Origin of the sequence: uncultured Stenotrophomonas sp., assembly GCF_945952405.1 — a bacterium.
In the GTDB taxonomy this organism is placed as follows: domain Bacteria; phylum Pseudomonadota; class Gammaproteobacteria; order Xanthomonadales; family Xanthomonadaceae; genus Stenotrophomonas.
In genome coordinates this window covers 301981-326046 of record NZ_CAMFIA010000001.1, presented here as the reverse complement: position 1 = coordinate 326046, position 24066 = coordinate 301981, and the positions used below count along the sequence as shown (strand labels likewise).

Below are 24066 nucleotides of genomic sequence, written 5' to 3'. Positions count from 1 at the left end.
ATCAACGGAACGGCATGCCGCGGCCGCCCATCGCGCCCATCATGCCCTTCATGCTGCGCAACATGCCCTTCATGCCACCGCCGGCCATCTTGCTCATCATCTTTTCCATCTGCATGTACTGCTTCATCAGCTTGTTGACGTCGGCCGGGGTCACGCCCGAGCCCTTGGCGATGCGGGCGCGGCGCGAGCCGTTGAGCAGGTTCGGGTTGCGCCGTTCCTTCTTGGTCATCGAGCTGATGATGGCGATCATGCGCGGCACTTCCTTGCCCTGGCTGACCTGCTGCTTCAGATGGTCCGGGATGTTGCCCAGGCCCGGCAGCTTGTCCATCAGGCCGCCGATGCCGCCCATGTTCTGCATCTGCTCGAGCTGGTCACGCATGTCGTTCAGGTCGAACTTCTTGCCCTTGGCAACCTTCTCGGCCAGTTTGGCGGCCTTGTCCTTGTCGACCTGCTGCTCGACCTGCTCGACCAGCGACAGCACGTCGCCCATGTCGAGGATGCGGCTGGCGATACGGTCCGGGTGGAACACATCCAGGCCGTCCGGCTTTTCGCTGACACCGACGAACTTGATCGGCTTGCCGGTGATGTAGCGCACGCTCAGCGCGGCGCCGCCACGGGCGTCACCGTCGGTCTTGGTCAGCACCACGCCGGTCAGCGGCAGCGCGTCACCGAAGGCCTTGGCGGTGTTGGCCGCGTCCTGGCCGGTCATGGCGTCGACCACGAACAGCGTTTCGGCCGGGTTGACCGCCGCGTGCAGGGCCTTGATCTCGGCCATCATCGCTTCGTCGATGGCCAGGCGGCCGGCGGTATCGACCAGCAGCACGTCAACGAACGACTTGCGCGCATCGTCAATGGCGGCGCGGACGATGGCCTCCGGCTTCTGGTCGGCGCTGGACGGGAAGAACAGCACCCCGACCTGCTCGGCCAGGGTCTTCAGCTGCTCGATCGCGGCCGGACGGTAGACGTCGGCCGAGACCACCATCACCTTCTTCTTGCGCTTTTCCTTCAGGTGCTTGGCCAGCTTGCCCACGGTGGTGGTCTTGCCGGCGCCCTGCAGGCCCGCCATCAGGATGATCGCCGGGGCCGGAACGTTGAGGTTCAGGTCGCTGGCTTCGGCGCCCATCACCGCGGTCAGCTCGTCGCGTACGACCTTGATCAGGGCCTGGCCCGGGGTCAGCGACTTCAGCACTTCCTGGCCGACCGCGCGCACCTTGATGCGCTCGATCAGGGCCTGCACGACCGGCAGCGCGACGTCGGCCTCGAGCAGCGCGATGCGGACCTCACGGGTCGCCTCGCGGATGTTCTCCTCGGTCAGGCGGCCGCGGCCACGCAGGCGCTCGATGGTGCCGGAAAGGCGCTGGGTCAGGGACTCGAACATGCGGTACGACCTGTCTGAAATCGGGGGACAATAAGGCAGACAGTATAGCGGGTCCGTCCCGCCTGCCGGGCTGCGACGCTGCGGCCGTCGCCACCACCGCAGGGGTATGCGAAACTGCAACGATGACAATCGTTCTCATCGCCGTCCTGCTCTACCTGGCTGCCAGTGCCCTGCTGGTGCGCGCGCTCGGCCGCGATGAACCCATCGGCTCCCCCACCTGGCTGTGGCCGGCCCTGCCGGCGATGCTGCTGCACGGCGGCTATCACGTGATGGTGGCGATGCGCACCAACGGTGGGCCGGACATGCATTTCTTCGCCGCACTGTCGCTGGTCGGCCTGGGCATGGCCTGGCTGACCTCGCTGGTCGGCGCGCGCGGGCGCATGTCGGCGCTGGGCGTGGTGGTGTTCCCGCTGGCCGCCGTGCTGCTGCTGGCCTACCACGGCTACGGCCATGAACCGAGCAAGGTGCTGGGCTGGCGCCTGGCCAGCCATGCCTGGCTGGCGCTGCTGGCCTACGCCACGCTGAGCATCGCCGCACTGCTGGCGATCATGCTGTGGCTGCAGGAGCGCGCCCTGCGCCGCCGCGAGTTCCGGCCATGGCTGCGCGCGTTGCCGCCGCTGGCCGACCTCGAATCCCTGCTGTTCCGGGTCATTACCGTCGGCTTCGCACTGCTGACCCTGACCCTGGTCACCGGCGTGTTGTTCGTCGACGACCTGCTGGCGCAGAAGCTGGTGCACAAGACCGTGCTGAGCGTGCTGTCGTGGATCGTGTTCGGCGTGCTGCTGTTCGGCCGCCGCCGCTATGGCTGGCGCGGGGTCAAGGCGGTGCACTGGACGCTGACCGCGATGCTGTTGCTGCTGCTGGCGTTCTTCGGCAGCCAGTTCGTGATCGAGCTGGTGTTCGGGCATTCGCGCTAGCGGCGGTCGCCCCCCGGTAGTGCCGGCCGCTGGCCGGCAATCAGGACCCACCCGCTCGCCGGCATCAGGACCCGGCCGCCGCCGTCACCGCGTTCACGGCACCGGCTGGGCAAGGATCTTCCGCACCGAGCGACCACGGTGGGTGAGGATGTCGTCGACCTGCCAGCAGCCCTGGCCCTGGCGCACCATCGGCACGCGGGTCAGGCGGGCTTCGCCCCACACTGTGTAGTACATCTCGACCTGGCCCGCGGTCGCAGAGGCCTGCTTCCACTGGTAGCGCACCGCACTGTCGATATCGCCATCCTGGCCGTCCAGCCAGGGATCGGAATCGATCGTGCAGATACCCTCCTCGCGCACCTGGCAGGCACGCTCGCCACGCAGCGCCTTGCCGAAGGCCGCGCTGACCAGCGCCGGCGGCGGTTGCAGCAGGTCACCCTTGCCGGTACTTGCCTCGAAGAAGGCCCGCGCCACGTCAGCCGGTTCCTGGCAGGCAGGGGCCGCCTGCACGATGGGAGCCAGCAGCAGCCCGGCGATCACCCACATCCCTGTCTTTCTCATGTCCGCGTTCCTCAATGGTAGTGCCGGCCGCTGGCCGGCAACACAGGATCCCATGAAGTTGCCGGCCAGCGGCCGGCACAACCCGGTATCCATCAGAACAGTCGCTTACAGCCCGTAGCGCTCGATCACCGCCAGGTGCGGCTCGCGGTCCTGCTCGCAGGCCTCGGCCAGGCGCAGCCAGCATTGCGGATGCGGCCACTTCGCCGTCTCCTGCTGCAGGAAGCGGTGCAACGCCAGCGGCGCATGCTCGCGCGGCTGGGCGACGGTGAACAGCACGCCCGGCAGGGTTCCCTGCGCCACCTCCGGATCGGTCACGGTGTAGTCCGCGCGGCCGTGCGACCACACCCGCCAGCCCTGCGCCTCGGCCGCTTCGAGGAAGGCATTCCACGCGTCTTCGCCCGGGTGTGCGCCATCGACCAGCCAGCTGCCGGCAAAGCCCCCCCGCTCCAGCACATGCACCTGCGCATAGGTCGGAATGAACTGCTCACGCGCCTCCTCGTCCTCCGGCGCCGGATGCACCAGTGCTGCATCGAACACCACCCAGTCACCCACCCGCTGCTCGCGATTGGCCGCTGCGTTCTCGACGATGCGCGCCGTCACCGGGCCGCTGCGGCGGGCGTAGTACTCCATCGGCTCGCCGTGCTCTTCGCTGCGGATGATCATCCAGCCCCACGGCTCCTCGACCACGCCGTCCTGGCTGGACAGCTGCAGGCCGATCGCCGCCGCCGAACGCCGCACCGCATCCCAGTCGCGCGCCGCACTGGCCGCACTCATGTGGTCCCAGTGCGCGGCGCCCGGGTCGTCCAGTCGCTCCGCCAGCTCCGCATAACAGGCCTGTGCTTCGCTGAAGCGCCCGGTTTCCATGTACATCCGCGCCAGCGTGCTGCGCGCCCCGTGCGAGGCCGGCGACGCCACCAGCAATGCCTTCGCGGCCAGTTCCAGCGCCGGCCAGTCGGGCACGCTGCACCTCGCACCAGTGCGCGAATACCGGCACGCTGTGTCGATAGAGATCGGCCAGCTGGCGCAGGCCGTCCTGGTCGCCCTGCTCGGTCAGCCAACGCAGCAACGTGTTCGCGGCCGGCCCCTCGTCCTGCGCGTGGCTGCGCACGAACTGCCACAGCAGCGCCTGCGCCTCGGCGTGCGCAGCACAGGCCGCCAACGCGGAGGCCGCCATCTCGGCCAGGGCTTCGTCATCGGGCCGTTGCGCCTGCGCCTGCAGCAGCCACTGCGCCTCACGCTCGGGGTCGCGCGGCGGGCTCTGCTCGCCCTGCTCGCCCTGCGCGCTCAGCCACGCCAGCAGCGCGTCGGCCGGCACCGGCAACGGCGCCACGTCGGGCGCGGCATCGATGCGTGCCGCCAGCCCAGCCACCCGCGCCGCCGCGCCACGATCCTGGCGCAGCTGCGGCAGGTGGGACTGCGCCAGTTCCAGCTGGCGCTGCGCCACCCAGCGTGCGCCGCGCTGCAGTGCCAGTTCCACGCTCAGTGCCGCCACTTCGATCAGCAGGCGGTGCGAGCCTACCCGGGCGAAGTGTTCGATGATGGTGCTGTAGCGCGCGCCCAGATCCCAGGTGTTGCGCGAAGGATCACGCTGGCACAGCGCGGCGACGGCATTGGCCCACAACCGCCAGTAGGTGGGGGCCAGTTCGCGCCACGGCACCAGTTCCTGCAGCGCCTCCTCCTCGCGGCCCAGCTGGGCCAGCGCCCAGGCCTTGGACAGGCGACGCGGTACCGTACAGTTGGCCGGTTCGTACTCGCCGGACGCCGCCACTTCGGCCTCGCGCCGTTCGATCAGCGCCAGCGCCTGCTCGGCATTGCCCATGCCCAGCTGGATCTTGACCTGCATCTCCGGGAAGCTGTCGAAGACCTCCTTGCCGCAGCCCTCGATCGCATCGGACTGCACCTGCAGGTAATCCAGTGCCTCCTGGCCACGACCATCATCAAGCAGCGCGTCGGCCTTCTCGCAGCTCAGGCACTGGAAACAGGCCCAGCTCGGATCGATCCGCGCCAGCGTCTCGTCGCATACCTCGATGCGCTCGGGCACCCAGCCCGGGCCATCGATGTTGCCATAGCAGGCAGCCAGGTCCTGGGTCACGCAGATCGACTGCGGGCACTCCAGGGTGTCGTCGCGGTGCGCGCGCTCGAACAGCGTCACCGCATCGCCCAACGCACTTTCGCCCTCCACCAGGTTGCCGACGCGGTTGCGCAGCGCCCAGTGGCCGACATAGACATCAACCCATGGATTTTCCAGCGCCTTGCCCAGCGCACGCGCTTCGGGCAACAGCGCGTCGACGCGGTCGGTGCGCAGTTCACTCACCTCATCGGCGAGTCGGTTCAGCAGATGCGCGTTCTGCGCCTGGCCGGCCTGGCGCAGGTCGCCCTGCAGTTTTTCAACCCAGTTCCAGATGTCCATGAGGTACGTATTCCTGTCTAGCGAAGGCTGGAGGAGAGGCTGCGGTGCTCAGCGCAGCATCTGCTGCAGGGCACCGGCAATATCGGCGAAGGCACCGTTCAGATCCGGCCCCGGGGTGGCATTGGTGCGGGCCAGCGGGCGGCCCTGTGCGGCGACGATGATCTTCAGCGAGCGCAGCAGGCGGGCCGCGGCTTCAGCCTGTGGATGGCCATCGCGCTGGGCACGCAGCAGGGCCTGCACTGCCGGGTTGTCGAGGTTGAGGTACAGCCGCGACGGCGCGCGCGATTCGATGCGTGCGGTGAACTGCCGGGCCAGGCGCAGCGCCGCCATCGAGACACGCTTGTCGTTCTCGTCGTCTTCCAGCCGCTGCTTCAGCTCGGCTTCGCGGTCGGGCACCACCACCACCGGCAGCGATTCCGGGCTGAAGCGCGCCGGCAGCAGCTGCTCGCCGTCGCCCAGCCGTTCGCGCAGCCATGCCAGCTGCGCCTCGTCCAGGCTATCGTCGCTGCGGAACAGCGCGCGGTTGCCCTGCTCGGTGCCCAGCTCCACCAGGCGCAGGCCCTTGGCCTGGGCCCAGCGTCGCAGGAACGGCACCACCGCATAGCGATGGCCATGCGCGACCGGCACCCCCATCGCGCGGAACAGCATTTCCTCGAAGCCACCGCCATTGTCGAGAATGACGTGCACGGCACCGCGGGCCGGCAGCGCGCTGGCCGGCAGGTCACCCTGCGAGGTCGGCACGCGCACATGCTCCAGCAGCAGATCGAACAGGCGCTCATCGCACAGGGCGGCGCCCAACAGCGCCTCGTTGTGGCGCGACAGCACCCGTCGCCAGGCTTCCGGCTGCTGTCGCGCGACGTCGGCCAGGCCGTCGATCAGTGCTTCCAGCAGCGCATGCTGCACGGCACGGTACTGGTCATCGCGCTGCAGGTCCTCGCGGCTGGCGGTGGGCGTGAGCCGCGACGACTCGATCACCCCGCCGATGAAACCGGCCCACGGCGGCAGCAGGTCGCGCGCATCATCGTCCAGCAGCATGCCGCGCACGAACACTGACAGGTTGCGGTTGTCGCTGGTGCCATAGGTGGCACCGTCCTGCACCCACAGCAGGCCGGTCGCGTCACTGCTGCCATCGGCACGCAACGGCAGGGTGACGATCGGCTCGAAATCATGCTCGAAGCGCGCGGCGAACTGCAGCGCCTGGCGGCGTGCCTGCACCGGATGCAGGGCCACATCGCCCTGCCCGCGCCACGGCGGCGGCTCGGGATTCAGCGCGGTGGCCGACGCGCCGATGAAGATCGGCTCGGACAGCAACGCGCAGTAGCGGCCGAGCACCTCATGCAGGCGCGCCTCGCTGGCCAGCGGCAGGAACTCCGGATGCAGCTCCAGTTCCACCTCGGTACCGATCGCACGCGCCGGCACTTCACTGACGGTGTACTGCTCGGCGTTGCTGGACACGTACAGGTGGCCCAGCGCCGGCGCCTGGTAGGAGGTGGTGCGCACGCTGACCCGGCGCGCCAGCACGAATGCCGACAGGAAGCCGAGACCGAACATGCCGATCAGGCCATCCTGGTCCTCGCTGCCCTGGCGCAGGCCACGGGTGTAGCCGACGCCGACGGTGGCCAGGTAGTCATGGATCTCCTGGCGGGTCAGGCCGGCACCGCTATCGACAATACGCAGCACGCCGGCGGCGGCATCGACCTGTACCTGGATCTGCGAGGGCACTTCGACGCCGGGTTGTTCGATGCGGCGGCGGATGATCGAGTCGTGCGCGTTCTGCACCAGCTCACGCAGGGCCACCATCGGGGTGGAATACAGGTGCTTGCCCAGCACCGTCATCAGTCCGTTGAGATCGACCCCGGCGCGACGGATTTCGGCGTTGGGGATGGTGGGGGCTGTGTCCTGCATGTGATCGGTGACTCCTTGCCACGGAAAGGCGTCGGGGGGCGCCTTCGTCGAGCGGGAAAAACTAGCACAGGCGGGCCGTGGTGGGCGGCCGGTCGCTATGGAGCCGAGCATGGGCTCGGCGCTACACAGGGCCATGGCAGCCGGGCGTGGGTGATGCCGCTACCTGTGCCTCTGCATCATGCTGCGTCGATGGCCTCGGAGAGGCGCTCCACCGCGATCACTTCCATGCCCTTCACCGAACCGCCCTTGGGCGCGTTGGCCTTGGGCACGATGGCGCGCTTGAAGCCGTGGGTGGCGGCCTCGCGCAGGCGGTCCTCGCCATTGGGCACCGGGCGGATCTCGCCGGACAGGCCGACTTCGCCGAAGGCGATGGTCTTCTCCGCCAGCGGACGGTCCTGCAGCGAGGACAGCACTGCCAGCAGCACCGGCAGGTCGGCGGCGGTCTCCTGCACGCGGATGCCTCCGACCACGTTGACGAACACGTCCTGGTCACCCACCAGCACGCCGCCGTGCCGATGCAGGACCGCCAACAACATGGCCAGGCGGTTCTGCTCCAGGCCGACTGCGACACGACGGGGGTTCGACAGCGGCGATGCATCGACCAGCGCCTGCACCTCCACCAGCAACGGCCGGGTTCCCTCGCGGGTAACCATCACGCAGCTGCCCGGCTGGTGGGTACTGCCACCGGACAGGAAGATCGCCGACGGGTTGGAGACTTCCTTCAGGCCCTTGTCGCCCATCGCGAACACGCCCAGCTCGTTGACCGCGCCAAAGCGGTTCTTGAACGCACGCAGCAGGCGGAAACGGCTGCCACTCTCGCCCTCGAAGTACAGCACGGCATCGACCATGTGCTCGAGCACGCGCGGGCCGGCGATACCGCCTTCCTTGGTCACGTGACCGACCAGGAACACGGCGGTGCCGGTCTCCTTGGCGAAGCGCACCAGCCGTGCGGCACTCTCGCGCACCTGGCTGACCGAACCCGGTGCGGCGGTCAGGCTCTCGGTCCACAGGGTCTGCACCGAATCAGCGACGATCAGCCGCGGGCCGGCGCGCGAGGCATGCTGAAGGATCGATTCGACCCCGGTCTCGGCCAGCGCATTGACACCGTCCAGCGGCAGCTCCAGCCGATGCGCACGACCGGCCACCTGGGCCAGCGATTCCTCGCCGGTGACGTACAGCACCGGCAGTTCAGCCGCCATCTTCGCCACCGCCTGCAGCAGCAGGGTCGACTTGCCGATGCCCGGATCGCCACCGACCAGCACCACCGCGCCCTCGACCAGGCCGCCGCCCAGCACGCGGTCGAACTCGCCGATACCGGTACTGACCCGGCGATGCTCGGTCTGTTCCACGTCTTTCAGCGCGGTGATCTTCGGCGGGTCGATCTTGCCGGCCCAGCCTGCGCGGCGCGAGGCCGGCGCCTTGGCCGCCGCGGCACTCTCCAGCACGATTTCCGACAGCGAATTCCAGGCGTTGCACTCGGTGCACTGGCCCTGCCATTTGCTGAATTCGGCGCCGCATTCATTGCAGACGTAGGCGGTGCGGGCTTTTGCCATCGGATGATTTCCTGCAACGGGAATGGGCGTGGCAGGATAGCCGAGCTGGGTCGCAGCTGCTGCGACCGCTCAAGTCCCGCCGATCCGCGCCGATAGGGGTCGCGGGCGTGCGCCTTGCGGGCGCCCCTCCCTTCCCCACTGGATTCGACATGACTGGCAGTTACAGTCAGAGCCTGGTCGCCATCTCGCTGCTGGTGGCCATTCTTGCTTCGTACACGGCGCTGGACATGGCCGGCCGTCTGGCCACGGCCGAGGGCCGCGTTGCCCGCTGGTGGCTGGCCGGTGGCGCGGCGGCGATGGGCCTGGGCATCTGGTCGATGCACTTCATCGGCATGCTTGCCTTCGACCTGCCGATCCCGATCGGCTATGACCTCGGCATCACCCTGTACTCGCTGGCGGTCTCGATCGGCGCCTCGGCCTACGCGCTGTGGCTGGTGTCGCGGCCCAGCCTGCCGTGGCGACGGCTGCTGGCCGGCGCGGTGCTGATGGGGCTGGGCATCGCCACCATGCACTACCTGGGCATGGCCGCCATGCGCATGCAGCCGGGCATCGACTATCACCCGGGCTGGTTCGCCGCCTCCATCGCGGTCGCCATCGGCGCCGCCGGCGCGGCGCTGTGGATCGCCTTCCGGCTGCGTACCGAACAACGCAACACCCTGCGCCTGCGCGCACTGGCCTCACTGGTGATGGGCCTGGCCATCGTCGGCATGCACTACACCGGGATGGCCGCGGCACGTTTCCCGGAAGGCAGCATCTGCGGTGCGGTCGGCAGCGGCGGCATCGATACCCGCTGGCTGGCGGTGCTGGTGATCGTCACCACCGTGGCCACGCTGGGCATCGCCCTGGTCGCTTCGCTGTTCGACCGCCAGATGCGCGTGCGCACCGGGCTGCTGGCCGACTCGCTGGCGCACGCCAACGACAAGCTGATCCAGGCCGCGCTGCACGACCCACTGACCCAGCTGCCCAACCGCATGCTGCTGCAGGACCGCATCGAGCAGGCCATCGAGAAGGCGCGCCGGCGTGGTCGCGCGGTGGCGGTGATGTTCTGCGACCTGGATGGCTTCAAGGCCGTCAACGATGCCTATGGCCACCAGCTGGGCGATCGCCTGCTGGTCGCAGTGGCCGAGCGCATCGGCGGCCTGCTGCGCCCGCAGGACACCTTCGCGCGGCTGGGCGGCGACGAGTTCGTGATCGTGCTGGCCATCGATGCCCCGGACGACGCCGTGGTGGTGGCCGAGCGCATCATCGCCGCCGCCGGCGAACCGTTCACGCTGGACGCGGCCGAGCTGCAGGTGAGTGCCAGCCTCGGCATCGCGCTGTATCCGGACGATGCCAGCAACGAGCGCGAGCTGATGGCGCACGCCGACGCCGCGATGTACCACACCAAGGAAACCGGCCGTAACGGCTATACCTTCTTCACCGCATCGATGCAGCTGAGCGCCAACCGCCAGCTGCGCCTGCTGCAGGACCTGCGCAAGGCGATCGCGCGCGACGAGCTGGTGCTGCATTACCAGCCCAAGTTCCCGGCCACCGGCGCCCCCGCCACCGGCGCCGAGGCACTGCTGCGCTGGCAGCACCCGGAACTGGGGTTGCTGGCACCGGATGTGTTCATTCCCATCGCCGAACGCAGCGGCCTGATCCTGCCGATTGGCGACTGGGTGCTGGACCGCGCCTGTGCGCAGCTGCGCGCCTGGCACGATGCCGGCCACGCCGAATGGTCGATGGCGGTGAACCTGTCACCGCTGCAGTTCGCCTCGCCGGCGCTGCTGGACAGCGTGCGCGAGGTACTGCGGCGGCATCGGATCGAACCGGCGCGGCTGACCCTGGAGATCACCGAGACCACCGCGATGAAGGACGTCGACGCCAGCCTGGCGATCCTCAACGACCTGACCGCGATGGGCGTGCACATCGCCATCGATGATTTCGGCACCGGCTATTCCAGCCTGCTGTACCTCAAGCGCATGCCCGCCACCGAACTGAAGATCGACCGCGCGTTCGTGCACGACCTGGAATGCAATGCGGAGGACGCCGCGATCGTCTCCTCGATCATCGCACTGGGCCGCACCCTGCAGCTGCAGGTGGTGGCCGAGGGCGTGGAAACGCAGTCGCAGCGGGAATACCTGAGCGAACTGGGCTGTGACCAGCTGCAGGGCTACCACCTGGGGCGGCCGATGGAAGCCGAGGAATTCCTGCGCCGGGTCGGTTGAGGCGGCGGTTTCGGGGTCAGATCCATTGCCGCGGGCAAGAGCTCTGACCCCATCCACGCAACCCCATCCCCGCGGCCTGGATCTACCGGGCCCCGGGGTCAGAGCCCTGGCCTGCGGCCAGGGATCCGACCCGATTCGCAGGCAAACAAAAAGGCCGCCCTGGGGCGGCCTTTCTGCGTGGCAACGTCGCGGGGACGTCAGTGCATCATGTGCACGTTCATGTTGTGCATGACCCACAGGGTGCCGACAACGATGATGCCGATCACCACGACGGTGAAGGCCGCCGCATTGACGTTCCAGCGGCTTTCCGAAGAGCGGTCCAGGTGCAGGAAGAACACCAGGTGGACCAGCATCTGCAGCACCGCGGTGACCGCGATCACCACACCGTTGACGGTGCGGGAGAAATCACCCGACATCACCATCCAGAACGGGATGACGGTCAGCACCACCGCCAGCACGAAGCCGATCAGGTACGACTTCACGCTGCCGTGGCTTTCGCCGCCGGTGCCGTGGTCGTGTGCGTGGTTGTCATGTGCCATTACAGCGCTCCATTGAGGTAGACGACGGAGAACACGCCGATCCAGATCAGGTCCAGGAAGTGCCAGAACAGGCTCAGGCACGCCATGCGGGTCTTGTTGGTCGGGGTCAGGCCGTACTTCTTCAGCTGCACGAACATCACCAGCAGCCACAGCAGGCCGGCGCTGACGTGCAGGCCGTGGGTACCGACCAGGGCGAAGAACGCCGACAGGAAGGCACTGCGGTCCGGACCGTAGCCCTGATGGATCAGGTGCTGGAATTCATAGACTTCCATGCACATGAAGCCGAAGCCCAGCAGCCAGGTGACGGCCAGCCACAGGAACATCTGGCCGACCTGCTTGCGGTGCATGGCGATCATGCCCAGGCCGAAGGTCAGCGACGAGGTCAGCAGCAGCGCGGTTTCCCACGCCACGAACGGCAGCTCGAACAGATCCTTCGCGCCGGGGCCGCCATCGGTACCGCCGGACAGCACCACGTAGGTGGCAAACAGCGAGGCGAAGATGAGGCAGTCGCTCATCAGGTACACCCAGAAACCGAAGACGGTGTTGCCGCCGGTGTCGTGGTGCTCGTGGTCGTCATGGCCATGGGCCGCCGCATGCGCGGCGTGCCCGTGGCTCAGGGTCGAGATATTGGTGCTCATGCCTTCAGCTCCGACTTCACCAGGCCCTGGGATTCCAGGTGCTTGCGGTGTTCGTTCTCGATGCGTTCCACCTCGGCGGCCGGGACCCAGTAGTCCACGTCCTGGTCGAAGGTGCGGTAGATGAACGTGGCGATCATGCCGACGAAGCCAACGATGGCCAGCCACCAGATGTGCCAGATCATCGCGAAGCCGAACACCAGGCTGAAGGCACCGATGACAACGCCCGTGCCGGTGTTGCGCGGCATGTGGATGTCGGAGTACTTCGCCGGCTTCGGCCAGGCCTCACCGCGCTGCTTGCGCTCCCAGAAATCGTCCAGCTCGGTGACTTCCGGCAGCGTACCGAAGTTGTAGAAGGCCGGCGGCGAAGAGGTTTCCCACTCCAGCGTACGGGCATCCCACGGATCGCCGGTCAGGTCGGCGGTCTTCTTGCGGTCGCGGATCGACACGGCCACCTGGATGATCTGGCACAGGATGCCGGCGCCCACGATGAAGGCACCCGCAGCGGCGATCAGCAGCAGCGGCTCGTAGGCCGGGTTGACGGTGCTCTGCAGGCGACGGGTCATGCCCATGAAGCCCAGCACGTACATCGGCATGAAGGTCACGTAGAAGCCGATGAACCAGCACCAGAACGCGCACTTGCCCCAGAACTCGTTGAGGCGGAAGCCGAACATCTTCGGCCACCAGTAGGTGATGCCGGCGAACATGCCGAACACCACGCCGCCGATGATGACGTTGTGGAAGTGGGCGATCAGGAACAGGCTGTTGTGCAGCACGAAGTCGATGGCCGGGATCGCCAGCATCACGCCGGTCATGCCGCCGATGGTGAAGGTGACCATGAAGCCGATGGTCCACAGCACGGGCGTGGTGAACTGCACGCGACCGCGGAACATGGTGAACAGCCAGTTGAAGATCTTCACGCCGGTCGGGATCGAGATGATCATCGTCGTGATGCCGAAGAAGGCATTGACGTTGGCACCCGAGCCCATGGTGAAGAAGTGGTGCAGCCACACGATGAACGACAGCACGCCGATGCAGGCGGTGGCGTAGACCATGCCCTTGTAGCCGAACAGCGCCTTGCGCGAGAAGGTCGCGATGACTTCGGAGAACACACCGAACGCCGGCAGGACCAGGATGTACACCTCCGGGTGACCCCAGATCCAGATCAGGTTGATGTACAGCATGGCGTTGCCGCCACCGTCATTGGTGAAGAAGTGCGTACCCAGGTAACGGTCCAGGGTCAGCAGCACCAGGGTGATGGTCAGCACCGGGAAGGCAGCGACGATCAGCACGTTGGTCACCAGGGCAGTCCAGGTGAACACCGGCATCTGCATCAGCTTCATGCTCGGGGTGCGCATCTTGAGGATGGTGATGAAGAAGTTGATACCACTGAGCGTGGTACCCAGGCCCGCCACCTGTAGACCCCAGATGTAGTAGTCCATGCCTACGCTTGGACTGTATTGGATGCCCGACAGCGGCGGGAAGGCCAGCCAGCCGGTGGCAGCGAACTCACCGATCCACAGCGACAGCATGATCAGCACCGCGCCGGACACGAACAGCCAGAAGCTGAGCGAGTTGACGAACGGGAACGCGACGTCGCGCGCACCGATCTGCAGCGGCACGGCCAGGTTCATCAGGCCGGTGATCAGCGGCATCGCCACGAAGAAGATCATGATCACGCCGTGGGCGGTGAAGATCTGGTCGTAGTGGTGCGGCGGCAGGTAACCCTCGGAGCCACCGACAGCGATGGCCTGCTGGGTACGCATCATGATGGCGTCGGAGAAACCGCGCAGCAGCATGACGAAGGCGACGATGAGGTACATCACGCCGATCTTCTTGTGATCCACCGAGGTGAACCACTCCTTCCACAGATAGCCCCACAGCTTGAACTTGGTGATCAGGGCCATCACGCCCAGGCCACCCAGTACGGCGCCGATCAACGTCGTCAGGACGATCGGATCGTGGGGGATCGACTCAAGAGAGAGTTTTCCCAACATGTTCATTCTCCCGAACCCGCGTGGCCGGCGTGACCGGCGGCGGCGTGTTCGTCAGCAGTGTGTCCGGCGTGCTCGGCCGGAGCGGCAGCGGCATCAGCGTGGCCTTCGTGGCCCTCGTGACCCGCATGGGCGTCGTGGCCTTCGGCAGCGGCGCCATCGGCCGGGGCCTTGTGCTCGTGCTTCATGCCGTAATGCTTGTTGTCGCCCATGTGCTTGGCGATGACCCAGTTGAACAGGCCTTCTTCGGTCTTGCCGAAGTAGGTGACCGGGTACCACTCGGCATTGCGCGCTTCACCCAGGGCCTTGAACGATGCCTTGTCCAGGGTCTGCTCGCCGGCACGGACCTGGTCCAGCCACTGGCGGTATTCGGCATCGGTGACCGAGTAGGCGGTGAAGTGCATCTTGGCGAAGCCCGCGCCGCTGTAGTGCGAGGACATGCCCGGGAATTCACCGGTCTCGTTGGCGATCAGGTGGAGCTTGGTCTCCATCGCAGCCATCGAGTAGATCATGCTGCCCAGGTGCGGGATGAAGAACGCATTCATCACCGAATCGGACGTGATCTTGAAGTTCAGCGGCGTGTTGACCGGGAACTTGATTTCGTTGACGACCGCCACCTTCTCTTCCGGATAGATGAACAGCCACTTCCAGTCCAGCGAGATCGCCTCGATGGTGACCGGCTTGACGTCCGAATCCAGCGGACGGTACGGGTCCAGCGCGTGCGACGAGCGCCAGGTCAGGACCGCCAGCACCAGCACGATCATGCAGGGGATGGACCACACCACCACCTCGATCGCCGTCGAGTGGGACCACTTCGGCTCGTAACGGGCCTTGGTGTTGGAGGCGCGATACTTCCACGCGAAGGTCAGGGTCATGATGATGACCGGGATGACGACCAGCAGCATGAGCACGGTCGCCGTGATCAGCAGGGTCTTCTCATCCTGGCCGATCTGGCCCTTCGGACTGAGGATGGCCACGGCATCGCAGCCGGTGAGCATCACCAGCAACGACAGCAGCAGGCCCGGGCGCAACCAGCGCCCAAGGGTTTTCAACGGAATCATCGGTCGATCCAATTGCGAGGGAATGCCGTTCCCCGTCCTGCCTGTTCCGGCCAAAGCCGGTCCCACCGGTCCGGAGACAGGCAGGGAGGTGGGGTCGAGTCAGCCTTTCAATTTTAGGCCGTCACCCACCATTTAAGAAAGGCATTGACAATGATCGAGCGCAGCAAAGGCCCGTTTCTGGCTGCGACACGTTGTCGCACCGCGCAGGCAAAGCGGGCAGGACGCCCGGGGCTCGCTTCCTGGCATTGGCGATGATGACGGCTCCGCCCCCTGTTCGGCAAAGTCTCCTGAACGCATTCAGGTGAGCACCCGCGACCGGCGACGTGGGATGCTCGGCGCCGGAGGGAGGCACATGGACAGGATCGACTTCAAGAAGCGCGACCGGGCACTGTACCAGCCACCGGCAGGCCGGTTCGTTCCGGTGCAGGTGCCGCCCCTGCCCTACCTGATGATCGATGGCCGCGGCGACCCGAACAGCGCGCCGGCCTACACGCAGGCGGTGCAGTGGCTGTATGCGGCCAGCTATGCGCTGAAGTTCGCGTGCAAGGCCGAGGGCCAGGACTACGTGGTGCCGCCGCTGGAAGCGCTGTGGACCGCCGACGACCCCACCAGCTTCGTGGCACGGCGCAAGCATGAGTGGGTGTGGACGCTGATGATCCGCACCCCCGCGGACATCCCCACTGCGCAGGTGCAGGCCGCCTTCGCCAAGGCCGGCCGCAGGCTGGGCGACGCCCCGGCCAGCCTGCGACACCAGATTCTTGAGGAAGGCCTGTGCCTGCAGGCCCTGCATGTAGGCGCCTATGACGACGAGGGCCCGCTGTTGGCCCACCTGCACGGGGAACTGATGCCGGCACTGGGTTATACCTTTGCCGGCCCCCACCATGAGATCTACCTGAGCGACCCGCGCAGGACCGCTGCGGCGCGCCTGAAGACCGTAGTGCGGCAACCCGTGCGGGGGCTCGAGACCGATACCCCTTCCCGCTCCTGACACAAGGAACAGCATGCGCCTGGTCAACCGACTGCTGCACTGGACCACCCTGCCCGCCGGGCGCCGCGTGCTGGCGCTGCTCGGCACCCTGCTGGTGATCGTGCTGGCCTGCAATCCGGAGATGGTGCCATTGCTGACGATGGTCGATGCGCTGGGCCTGGATGTGCTGGCGCTGCTGCTGGGCGCCCAGCTGGTGGCCCTGCTGCCCTGGCTCCGGGAGCGCGGAAGGCAGACGGCGCGGATCCTGGGGCGGCTGCTTGCGGGCGGACTGGCCGGTGCGGCCGGAGGCTATCTGCGGCAGCTCGCACGCTGGTCACGCAGCACGCGATGAGGCCGGGCGGAGGAATCGCTGCCATCAGCGAGGCCGTAGACCTGCGATTACCCCGATGTGGAAACGGAAGGCCCCGCCCCAGGCCGGGGCGTTGCATTGCAGCGGGCATCGGGGAAAGCCGTCAGACCTGGCACCTGCGCAGCGGGCATCCCGCCCATAACACCTAGAATGCAGTCGGGCTGACCTGGATGACACCGTCATGGGCCAGCGCCAGGCGGATACGGGTCTGGCCACCCGCTGTAACCACCTGCGAAATTTCGCGCCGGTGCCCGGATTCATCGCCCCAGGAACAGCCCCCCTTGCCGGCAAAGGTCGCACTGACAATCCGATTCCCGGCGGGAACGGACAAGGTCACCGTCTCGCCCCTTCGCAGATGGGCTGCCAACGTACCGTCGATATACAGTGCCAACGGACACGCCCCGCCGACTGCACCGATGTCACGTGTCACGACCACCTGGCCGGTGCTGCTGTCACCCGCGCCATTGAAGGCGAACACGCGCTCGGACGGCACGGGCTATCGGCCGGCCTGGGAGTCGCGTCAGGAATGCACTCCGCAGCATCAGCGACTTGTTCAAGCATACCGGCCATAGCAAGCGTGCCTACACTAACCTTGCCCCAGAAAGCATGTCCTCTCACGCCCTCTGTCTGGTAATGCGGAAGCCACTTCCTTCCACCATCCGATTCATGGCCGACTTGCGACCCGCCCTCAGTCCGCGACCACGTTCTACTGCACCCATACCCGAATCATCCCGGCACGGATCCTTTAGCGTCATTGACAGCAGAAGACTGCACCTCGCTCGTGGAGCCAGCCCTGGCTCCCAGGGATGGATTCAACCTTATCGACTCAGTGCCAGTTACGCACCCGGATCTAAATCCCCCATCATCGAAACAGTGTAGATTCCCGAATATACTTCCGAGCTACCTTAGTTCCGCCACGACAAATCTCATCCAACCACCCCCTCCATTTTAGATTTAAGACTCCTAAATTCGGCCACACACTCCGGAACACCCTCCGACAGGTCGTCAAAGAAGAATTCCCTATGAAATAAATCGGGCCACATGAATACCCCATCGAACCGCTTCTCGATGCGCCATTCTTTCGGCATAGCTCCATCAACAACATCAAATATGTCGATTGGTGCAGAAATTAGATTCCCATAGTCATCGACCACCTTACAGACGAGCGTCCCGCCCCTGTAAATGCTCGACTCCCTATGGAGACTAAGTCCGTAGACCGTGTACTCATTCCCAGCACCCAGGAACAGCGTCAACTTCACCCTTCCTTCCGCGCCAAGGCCGGCAAGAATAGCAACCCAGTCGCTGACGACTCTTACTCGCATCAGTCTATTTCCCTTCTTCAATCAACTTTGTTTTTGGCTCAACGACTTGTCCGGTCGCCTGATTCTGATATGCATGGGTAGAGAACTGCTGCCCATCTGGCGCCTTGTGCGACGAGCTTGATACCTTGACCCAATCAGAGGCATCTCCTCCATGAACAGCACTGAGGCGGGGCGAATCCCGCAGAAGAACTCCACTCTGCCCGCCAGCGATGACCTCCCCCTTCCCTGACATCAGCTCGCCAAGCTGCTGCTCGCTACCAAGCTTTTTACTCAGGTTCACGCCACTTGCAGCTCGGTCAACTCCTTTTATCAGCTTTGCGGCGCCATCACCAAGCGGACCGGCCACGCCCAACGTAGCGGCCCCGATACTGACAAGCGAGGGATTATTATAGGCATCAACAAAACCCTTCGCATCGCCAAATATCGGCATAAAGTCAACCATCACTCCCACTTGCTTCTCAGTAAGAGCTGTGCCACTGGTCTTCATCCCATACTTCAGCTCGGCCCGGTACATTGCCGAGTAGGCTGCACCACTCTCTCGCCCATCCGGATCCGTGAACTTGTAAGGATTCCCGTTCGCATACCGGTAGCGATTGAACTGCCCTATAGGCTGCTCATACGCCGTCACCGGATCCACCGACAGAAACACACCCAGCTGCGGATCCATGTACCGCTGCTGCATGTAGCTCAGCCCGGTATCACCGTCCATCTTGTGCCCGGTGTAGCCGACACCATCCACCGTTCGATTGATCGGCTTGCCGTAGGGCTCGTAGTGCGTCCGCTCCAGCAGTTGCCCGGCGCTGCCGCTGCTGGCAACCGGACTGCCCAGTGCATCGGTGTGCAGATACCTGACGGTGGTGGTACCTGACGCCGTTTCCAACTGCGCAACAGCCCTGCTTTCCAGGTACAGGGTTTCAGTCTGCAGCCCGGAAGTGCGGTTGAACTGGTAGGCAAGCGGTCCACCACGCCGGTAGAAGGACTCTTCTACCGAGCCGTCATTCTTGGCGGCAAGGACGCGCAACCCATTTGCGTCATATCGATAGCTGGCCTTGCCCACGGCTTCCCGCAGGCGATTGCCGTAATCAAACCGATAGGCCTGGCCGTTCTTGTTCGCCAGATTCCCCTGCACGTCGTAGGCCAACCCAACCGTCGTTGCGCCGCTGTCGTTGCGGATATTGGTCAGTCGATTGCGGTCGTCATACCAGTATTGATCGGCCTTTATCCCATCAAGCGACCAGCTGCGGATATTGTCCAGGGCGTCATACCGGAAGCGGTGCCAACCCTCACCGCCGAATATCGGACTGCCCGCTGCAATCAGCCGGTCGCGATCGTCGTACTGCATCTGGCGACTGTAGTTGGCACCCAGCTGCAGATCTGCGATGGCAGTGACGTTGCCATTGGGATCAAACGACGTTTCCAGGGCAATGAGGTTGCTGTCCGCAATGCGCGCGGGAAGGCGTCGTGCGTTCTGGGTGGTCGTGTGAACCACCCCATTCCCATACGTGAACTGCTTGATTCCGCCGTTGGGGTAATAGCTGACGCTCGTTGCATAGTCACCAACGCGCGTCGCTTGCCCCATGGCATTCGGCGCATAGTCGACCTGGCGACCGCCCGGGTAGGCATGGCCCGCGAGATGACCGTTGGCGCTGTAGATGTACCCCAGGCTCCTGGGCACCGCGCCGGACTGCACAAGGGTCTCACTTACCAGCAGGCGTCGCTTGTTGTACTGGTACTGGGTGGTCGCCGTGGCATTGCCGCCATCGTTATAGGCGATCGCCTGCAGGATCAATCCATCGGGCGCATAGCTGTAGTCAACATCACCATTGCGATCCGGGAAACGCAGCGTGGCCAGTCGATTGCGTGCGTCGTAGCTGCGACGCACAACACGACCACTGGCTTCGGCAGCCGCCAGATCGCAGTTCGTGGCATTGGGCAGATCGAGGCCAGCCGCACTCCATGACAGATTGCCTGCGGCGTCGTAGCCCATCACCGTTGATCCGGTTTCAGGCTCGATGATCTTGCACAGGCGCTGCTGGCCGTCGTAGACATAGCGGCGCGTCAGCGTCACGCCAGGCACCGTGGATACAATGAAACTGACGGGCGCTGAACTGGTGGAAGTACCACGCGTATCAGTCGCAACTGCCACCACGCTGTGTGCCCCAGGCGCCAGGGTGGCAATACGGGTCGCGTACGGTGGCGATTGCAGTGTCGCAATGGTGTTGCCGTCCACCTTGAGCTCGACCCGGCTTATGCCATCATCGCTGTCGCTGGCGGACACACTGATGGGGACACTCGCCCCAGCCGGAAACATCGCGCCAGCGACAGGCGAGGCCACGCTCACCACCGGAGGCAGATTGATGGTCGGAACCCCCCGAGCTTCGGTCGTCCCGAACGTCGCCGAGCCGTTCTTCAGATGGAACCGCTGCCCCGCCGCAGTGACCCATCCTGTGACGGTTCCGGACTGCCCCTGGCCGATCACCTGCATGCCACTGTTGTCCAGCGCGGACATCAGCACGCGCGCGGCCGGGGCATTGGAGTTCCAGGTGATCGTCACCGGGCAGCTGGCCTGCCCCCACGGAATGGTGCAGGTTCCAGAGGACGTACTGATACCGCCATTTCCCGCAACGACCGTGATGGTCAATGTTGGAATCGGAGTAATCGCCTTGTAGCGCTCATTGCCGTTGAGCGGATCGTGATACATGGCACGACCTTCGAAGGTGTACTTGTACACGCCGGCAGGCAACTCGCCCTCGGAGTAAATCTGCGTAGGCAGCGCTTCCTCGAAATCGATACGAACGCCATTGCGCTTGAGCCAGTAGAACTCCACCACCTCCATGGTCTTTCCATTGCCACCGCTTCTGGCTTCGAGCTTGAGATCAAAGCCAGACGGTGCGGTGAAAGTGGTTCCACCGGGTGAAGTCAGGCGCAATGAAGCCTGCGCGCCGACGTCCCCGACCACCAGCAGCATCGCTGACAGTGCAAGGAGGAGGGAGAACCAGGTGGTGTGCCACCCTCTCAGCATCCACATGTGCCTCATTGGACACCTCCGCTGCGCGAAATTTCCATCGGTTTGCCGTAGACATCCCTCTCGATGGTCGTGATCACGCCACCCGGCTCCTCAACATGGACCGGCAGATCGGCTTCGGGTTGCTCCATCGCCATGTAGCGGAACAGGGTCTTCTGGCCCTTCGGTGAGGTCACTCGGGTCTGGAAGCCTGCGAGGTACTCGTTGTAGGTGCTCAACACCCCGAGTTCCGAGTCCTGCCTTACCGCAAGCGGACGTCCAAGCAGGTCGTAGGTGGTATGGACGCCCTGCAGACCGGCATCGGCGTAGTCCGCCCCGCCTTCCAGATAGGTATTCCGCGGGTAAGAGGTGAACGATGTCCGCCCCATCTCGTCATAGCGGGTTGCCACCCAGCGCTGAGTCGCCTGGGGGTTGCCGATGTCCTCTTCGATCGTCACCACCGGCCGCCACAGGGCATCGTGGAAGACCTGGCGACGCTGGTTTCCGGTTTGGCTTGTGGTACGCCAGTGTCCCGCAGGCAGGCCATACTCCGGGTACGGAATGGCTTCGAACACCGAGGACGTCGGATTCCATGCCACGCTGTCCCCTGTCGGCAGCTCCGTTCGTTTCAGGCGACCAAGGGGATCATAGGCGTAGTTCCGCGCATAGCCGTTGGCATCGGCATGCTGCACGATCCAGCCCTGATCATTGACTGTAGCCACCTCCACCGCACCGTCACCGTAGTGGACGGACTGGGGAATGCCGCGCTTCCAGTCAAGCAGTGACATGCGGGTATCAACGCCTTGGCCATTGCGGCCATCGGCGACCGTGGCGATGCTGCCATTGGGGTGATACGTCAAGGTCTGCCGAAGTGCCCCGAACTCCCGGAACTGAACGGGCACGGCGGTGCTGGCATCAAATGTGACCTGGGACATGACCTGCCCTGCACAACTGGCTGGTGCGAGGCAGGTGACGCTTTCCCGCTGCCCCATGACCCAGCGCGCGGGGTTGTCATGATAGTTGTGGCCTTCGGTCCTGCCGAAGCCAAGCGTGCTGAATTTCGCGACGCGGTGCGGACGCGCAAAGTAGTCAAGCTCACTGAGAACCGTCGAGAAGATCGCGCCCTGCTGTGCGATGTGCGTCTCCAACTGCGGGCGATGGTATTCGCCGGCCCAGCCCTCCCCAGAGAACTGCACGCTGGTTCCATATCGCGCCGGATAGTTCTGGCCAGTGGAAAGCAGGTCGTACCGGTAGGTTGTCGCACGTTTGATATCGGACGGGCCGGTACCCACCTCCACCGAGAGCAGCTTGCCTTCGTTGTAACGGTAGGTATTGCCATGTCGATAGCGGATCCATTCTCCCCCGGGTCCGCTCACGGTCGTGATACTGGATTGCGCGCAATCCTCGCTGGTACACGGCGGCGCGGCACAGGCGGTGGCACTCCCATATGGGCACACCTGATTTCCAGCCGGTTGCCCCGGGTATCGGTAGATGCTGATGTTCGGGGTGTAGTCGTACGTCCAACGCAGCACAGGGAGCCCCGGGCCGCTGATGGCCTTCTCGGTCAACGTGAAACTGAAGCCGGAGATCGCGTAGGTATTGATGTCGTCATTGGGGTTGTTGCCGAAGCCCGGGACATAATCGACACCGCGGCAATTGAGCGGCACATGGCTACGGCCATGCTCCAGCGACGTGACCGTGAACTGTCCGCTGGCGCCAGAGGGATGCACCATCCTGCCTGTAATGAATTCCGCAGGATATGCAATGGGGATCTCGTTCTCGATGCAGTTCCGGAACATTTCCCCGGGCTCGGGCGACATCACCTCGGCATACCGCAGTGCTGCGCGGGTGAAGTCTTCGAAGCTGATCGACCACTGGCTTCCGTCCGGGAGAAGAACGGCGGAGAGACCCCGGCGTGACGGTGTGCTGTTGTACTGGTACTGCCACTGTCGCGAACCGTCACTGACGCTGCTGACGTTGTTGCCCTGATAGGAAAGCGTAATCTGACGACCATCGCTGGCGGTAATGGCCGTCAGCCTGGGTGCCTCGTTCCAGGCATTGGCGTAGGTGTACTGAACGGTATTGCCGAATCTGTCCTGCACCCTGGTCGCAAGCAGCATGTTCTTGCGACGCTGCAGGAATCGCCAAGGCTGGGGCTTGGGCAACGACCCGTCGTCATAGAAATACTGGTACTTCTTGAGCGTCGGCTCGAAGGTCTGCGCCAACCAATCGAACCAGTAGCGGGTCCCGTCGGGCGTGATCGCGAGGAATCCTTCCCCACCTGCGTTCTGTATGGTCGGCAGGCAGGAGAAGAATATCTGGCCGGAGGTTGTCCAAGGGTATGTCGAACCATCCTGGGGCTGGCTCACGCCAGCAGCAGTGCGCAGGAGTTCTCCACCACCTCCCGGAATCTCAACCGAGAGGCCTCGCCAGAAATCGCGGGTACTGAAATGCGTGGCTTCGGGTGGCAACCAGCTCGATGAGCAGCGTCCTGGCGAACCGGCATCGGTTCCGGCGCCCCAATCGGGAGCGTAGCTGCCATTGATGTTGGGAACCTTGATCTGCCAGTCCGCCAGCATTGCTTCGGGAAAGTAGACTTTGCGGCTGACAACGTCGTACGTCCGCGTCAGCTTCACTTCCAGCGCATTGTTGCCCGGAAGGTCCACGTCGGTGATCTCGAAGCCGAGCTCGCCATTGGCCAAGCCGACCTTGTCACCAAACAGGTCCGGGCCCAGTGCAGAAACCTTCTCTGCCTTGGCGATGCGGTCGGGAAACTCTTCCCACACGAAGTTCCCGGTTGTGTTCTGCGCGCCTGCCGTGGTCGCCATGACCGGCAACAGCAGCGCTGCGACTACTCCGGTTCGACCTGCGGCTGTCCAACGCGTCCACTGCTGATCCTTGGAATTCTGCACTGCGCGGTTCCATTGCTGCTGCAGTTGATTTTCAATGGGCGCGACAAGCCGCCAGGCAGAACCCGCCTGTTGCACGAACTTGTTCTGACCCAGCCCGGTATTCCCCTACCGCGTTGCCCGCCTGCTTCGATACATTGCATATCGCACCCAAGGGCAACGGCTACAGCCTATACCAACCATGAACGCGTTTGGAATATGCCGCTGGCGGGAATGACGCCGGCGTTGAGTTCGCGCCTGCGAGCACAGGGCAGTGTCGTTGCCCGGCTTCGCGCCCAACCCCTCTGCGCCGCCGGCCAGCGACCGGCACTACCGGTGGGCGGGCTACGGAAACAAA

The 24066-nt window shown here is 64.9% G+C and carries 16 protein-coding genes and 1 pseudogene; 4 read left to right on the top strand and 13 right to left on the bottom strand.

Features of this window, described 5'->3' with window-relative positions:
- Position 1: 1 nt before the first annotated feature.
- Entirely contained in the window at positions 2-1378 is a 1377-nt protein-coding gene (gene ffh, locus Q0P60_RS01525) for a signal recognition particle protein (protein WP_197595386.1), read from the bottom strand.
- A gap of 122 nt (positions 1379-1500) precedes the next feature.
- Between ffh and ccsA the strand changes: the two genes are divergently transcribed.
- Complete coding sequence (gene ccsA / locus Q0P60_RS01520) at positions 1501-2295, top strand: cytochrome c biogenesis protein CcsA (protein WP_294987525.1); 795 nt, start codon at positions 1501-1503, stop codon at positions 2293-2295.
- A 93-nt stretch (positions 2296-2388) separates the two neighbouring features.
- On the opposite strand, the gene Q0P60_RS01515 is transcribed toward ccsA, so the two are convergent.
- The 4 genes and pseudogenes from Q0P60_RS01515 to radA all read right to left on the bottom strand — a co-directional run bounded on the left by Q0P60_RS01515 (position 2389) and on the right by radA (position 8721).
- Positions 2389-2853 (bottom strand): hypothetical protein, encoded by a 465-nt coding sequence (locus Q0P60_RS01515; protein WP_294987523.1) that lies wholly within the window; start codon positions 2851-2853, stop codon positions 2389-2391.
- 105 nt (positions 2854-2958) lie between these two features.
- A pseudogene (locus Q0P60_RS01510) lies at positions 2959-5263 on the bottom strand (hypothetical protein).
- Positions 5264-5311: 48 nt separating this feature from the next.
- Entirely contained in the window at positions 5312-7168 is a 1857-nt protein-coding gene (locus Q0P60_RS01505) for an ATP-binding protein (protein WP_294987521.1), read from the bottom strand.
- Between the two features lie 176 nt (positions 7169-7344).
- The gene (radA, locus tag Q0P60_RS01500) at positions 7345-8721 is read right to left on the bottom strand and encodes a DNA repair protein RadA (protein WP_005408586.1); all 1377 of its coding nucleotides are present in this window, start codon (positions 8719-8721) and stop codon (positions 7345-7347) included.
- Between the two features lie 149 nt (positions 8722-8870).
- Between radA and Q0P60_RS01495 the strand changes: the two genes are divergently transcribed.
- Positions 8871-10928: a bifunctional diguanylate cyclase/phosphodiesterase gene (locus Q0P60_RS01495; RefSeq protein WP_294987518.1), complete on the top strand. Its 2058-nt coding sequence runs from the start codon at positions 8871-8873 to the stop codon at positions 10926-10928.
- 197 nt (positions 10929-11125) lie between these two features.
- Here Q0P60_RS01495 and cyoD read toward each other — a convergent pair whose 3' ends face one another.
- From cyoD to cyoA, 4 genes are read right to left on the bottom strand one after another with little or no spacing between them, the layout of a single operon-like run.
- The gene (gene cyoD, locus Q0P60_RS01490; protein WP_065197973.1) at positions 11126-11467 is read right to left on the bottom strand and encodes a cytochrome o ubiquinol oxidase subunit IV; all 342 of its coding nucleotides are present in this window, start codon (positions 11465-11467) and stop codon (positions 11126-11128) included.
- Positions 11467-12105 (bottom strand): cytochrome o ubiquinol oxidase subunit III, encoded by a 639-nt coding sequence (cyoC, locus tag Q0P60_RS01485; RefSeq protein ID WP_294987515.1) that lies wholly within the window; start codon positions 12103-12105, stop codon positions 11467-11469. Before cyoC ends, cyoD begins: the two co-directional genes overlap by 1 nt.
- Positions 12102-14099, bottom strand: coding sequence for a cytochrome o ubiquinol oxidase subunit I (gene cyoB / locus Q0P60_RS01480; protein WP_294987513.1), 1998 nt, complete (start codon positions 14097-14099; stop codon positions 12102-12104). Before cyoB ends, cyoC begins: the two co-directional genes overlap by 4 nt.
- Before the next feature lie 2 nt (positions 14100-14101).
- The gene (gene cyoA / locus Q0P60_RS01475) at positions 14102-15157 is read right to left on the bottom strand and encodes a ubiquinol oxidase subunit II (protein WP_294987511.1); all 1056 of its coding nucleotides are present in this window, start codon (positions 15155-15157) and stop codon (positions 14102-14104) included.
- A gap of 352 nt (positions 15158-15509) precedes the next feature.
- Between cyoA and Q0P60_RS01470 the strand changes: the two genes are divergently transcribed.
- Positions 15510-16145: a GyrI-like domain-containing protein gene (locus Q0P60_RS01470; protein WP_294987509.1), complete on the top strand. Its 636-nt coding sequence runs from the start codon at positions 15510-15512 to the stop codon at positions 16143-16145.
- A 13-nt stretch (positions 16146-16158) separates the two neighbouring features.
- Positions 16159-16476, top strand: coding sequence for a hypothetical protein (locus Q0P60_RS01465; RefSeq protein ID WP_294987508.1), 318 nt, complete (start codon positions 16159-16161; stop codon positions 16474-16476).
- A gap of 163 nt (positions 16477-16639) precedes the next feature.
- Here the strand turns inward: Q0P60_RS01465 and Q0P60_RS01460 are convergent, their stop codons facing one another.
- From Q0P60_RS01460 to Q0P60_RS01440, 4 genes are all read right to left on the bottom strand, one after another.
- Positions 16640-16987 carry a hypothetical protein gene (locus Q0P60_RS01460; protein WP_294987506.1) on the bottom strand — a complete coding sequence of 116 codons (348 nt, stop codon included), beginning with the start codon at positions 16985-16987 and terminating at the stop codon, positions 16640-16642.
- A 433-nt stretch (positions 16988-17420) separates the two neighbouring features.
- The gene (locus Q0P60_RS01455; protein WP_294987504.1) at positions 17421-17816 is read right to left on the bottom strand and encodes a hypothetical protein; all 396 of its coding nucleotides are present in this window, start codon (positions 17814-17816) and stop codon (positions 17421-17423) included.
- Between the two features lie 4 nt (positions 17817-17820).
- Complete coding sequence (locus Q0P60_RS20600) at positions 17821-20844, bottom strand: RHS repeat-associated core domain-containing protein (protein ID WP_345780300.1); 3024 nt, start codon at positions 20842-20844, stop codon at positions 17821-17823.
- 5 nt (positions 20845-20849) lie between these two features.
- Positions 20850-23732, bottom strand: a complete 2883-nt coding sequence (locus Q0P60_RS01440) for a wall associated protein (RefSeq protein WP_294987502.1) — start codon at positions 23730-23732, stop codon at positions 20850-20852.
- Between the last annotated feature and the right edge of the window lie 334 nt (positions 23733-24066).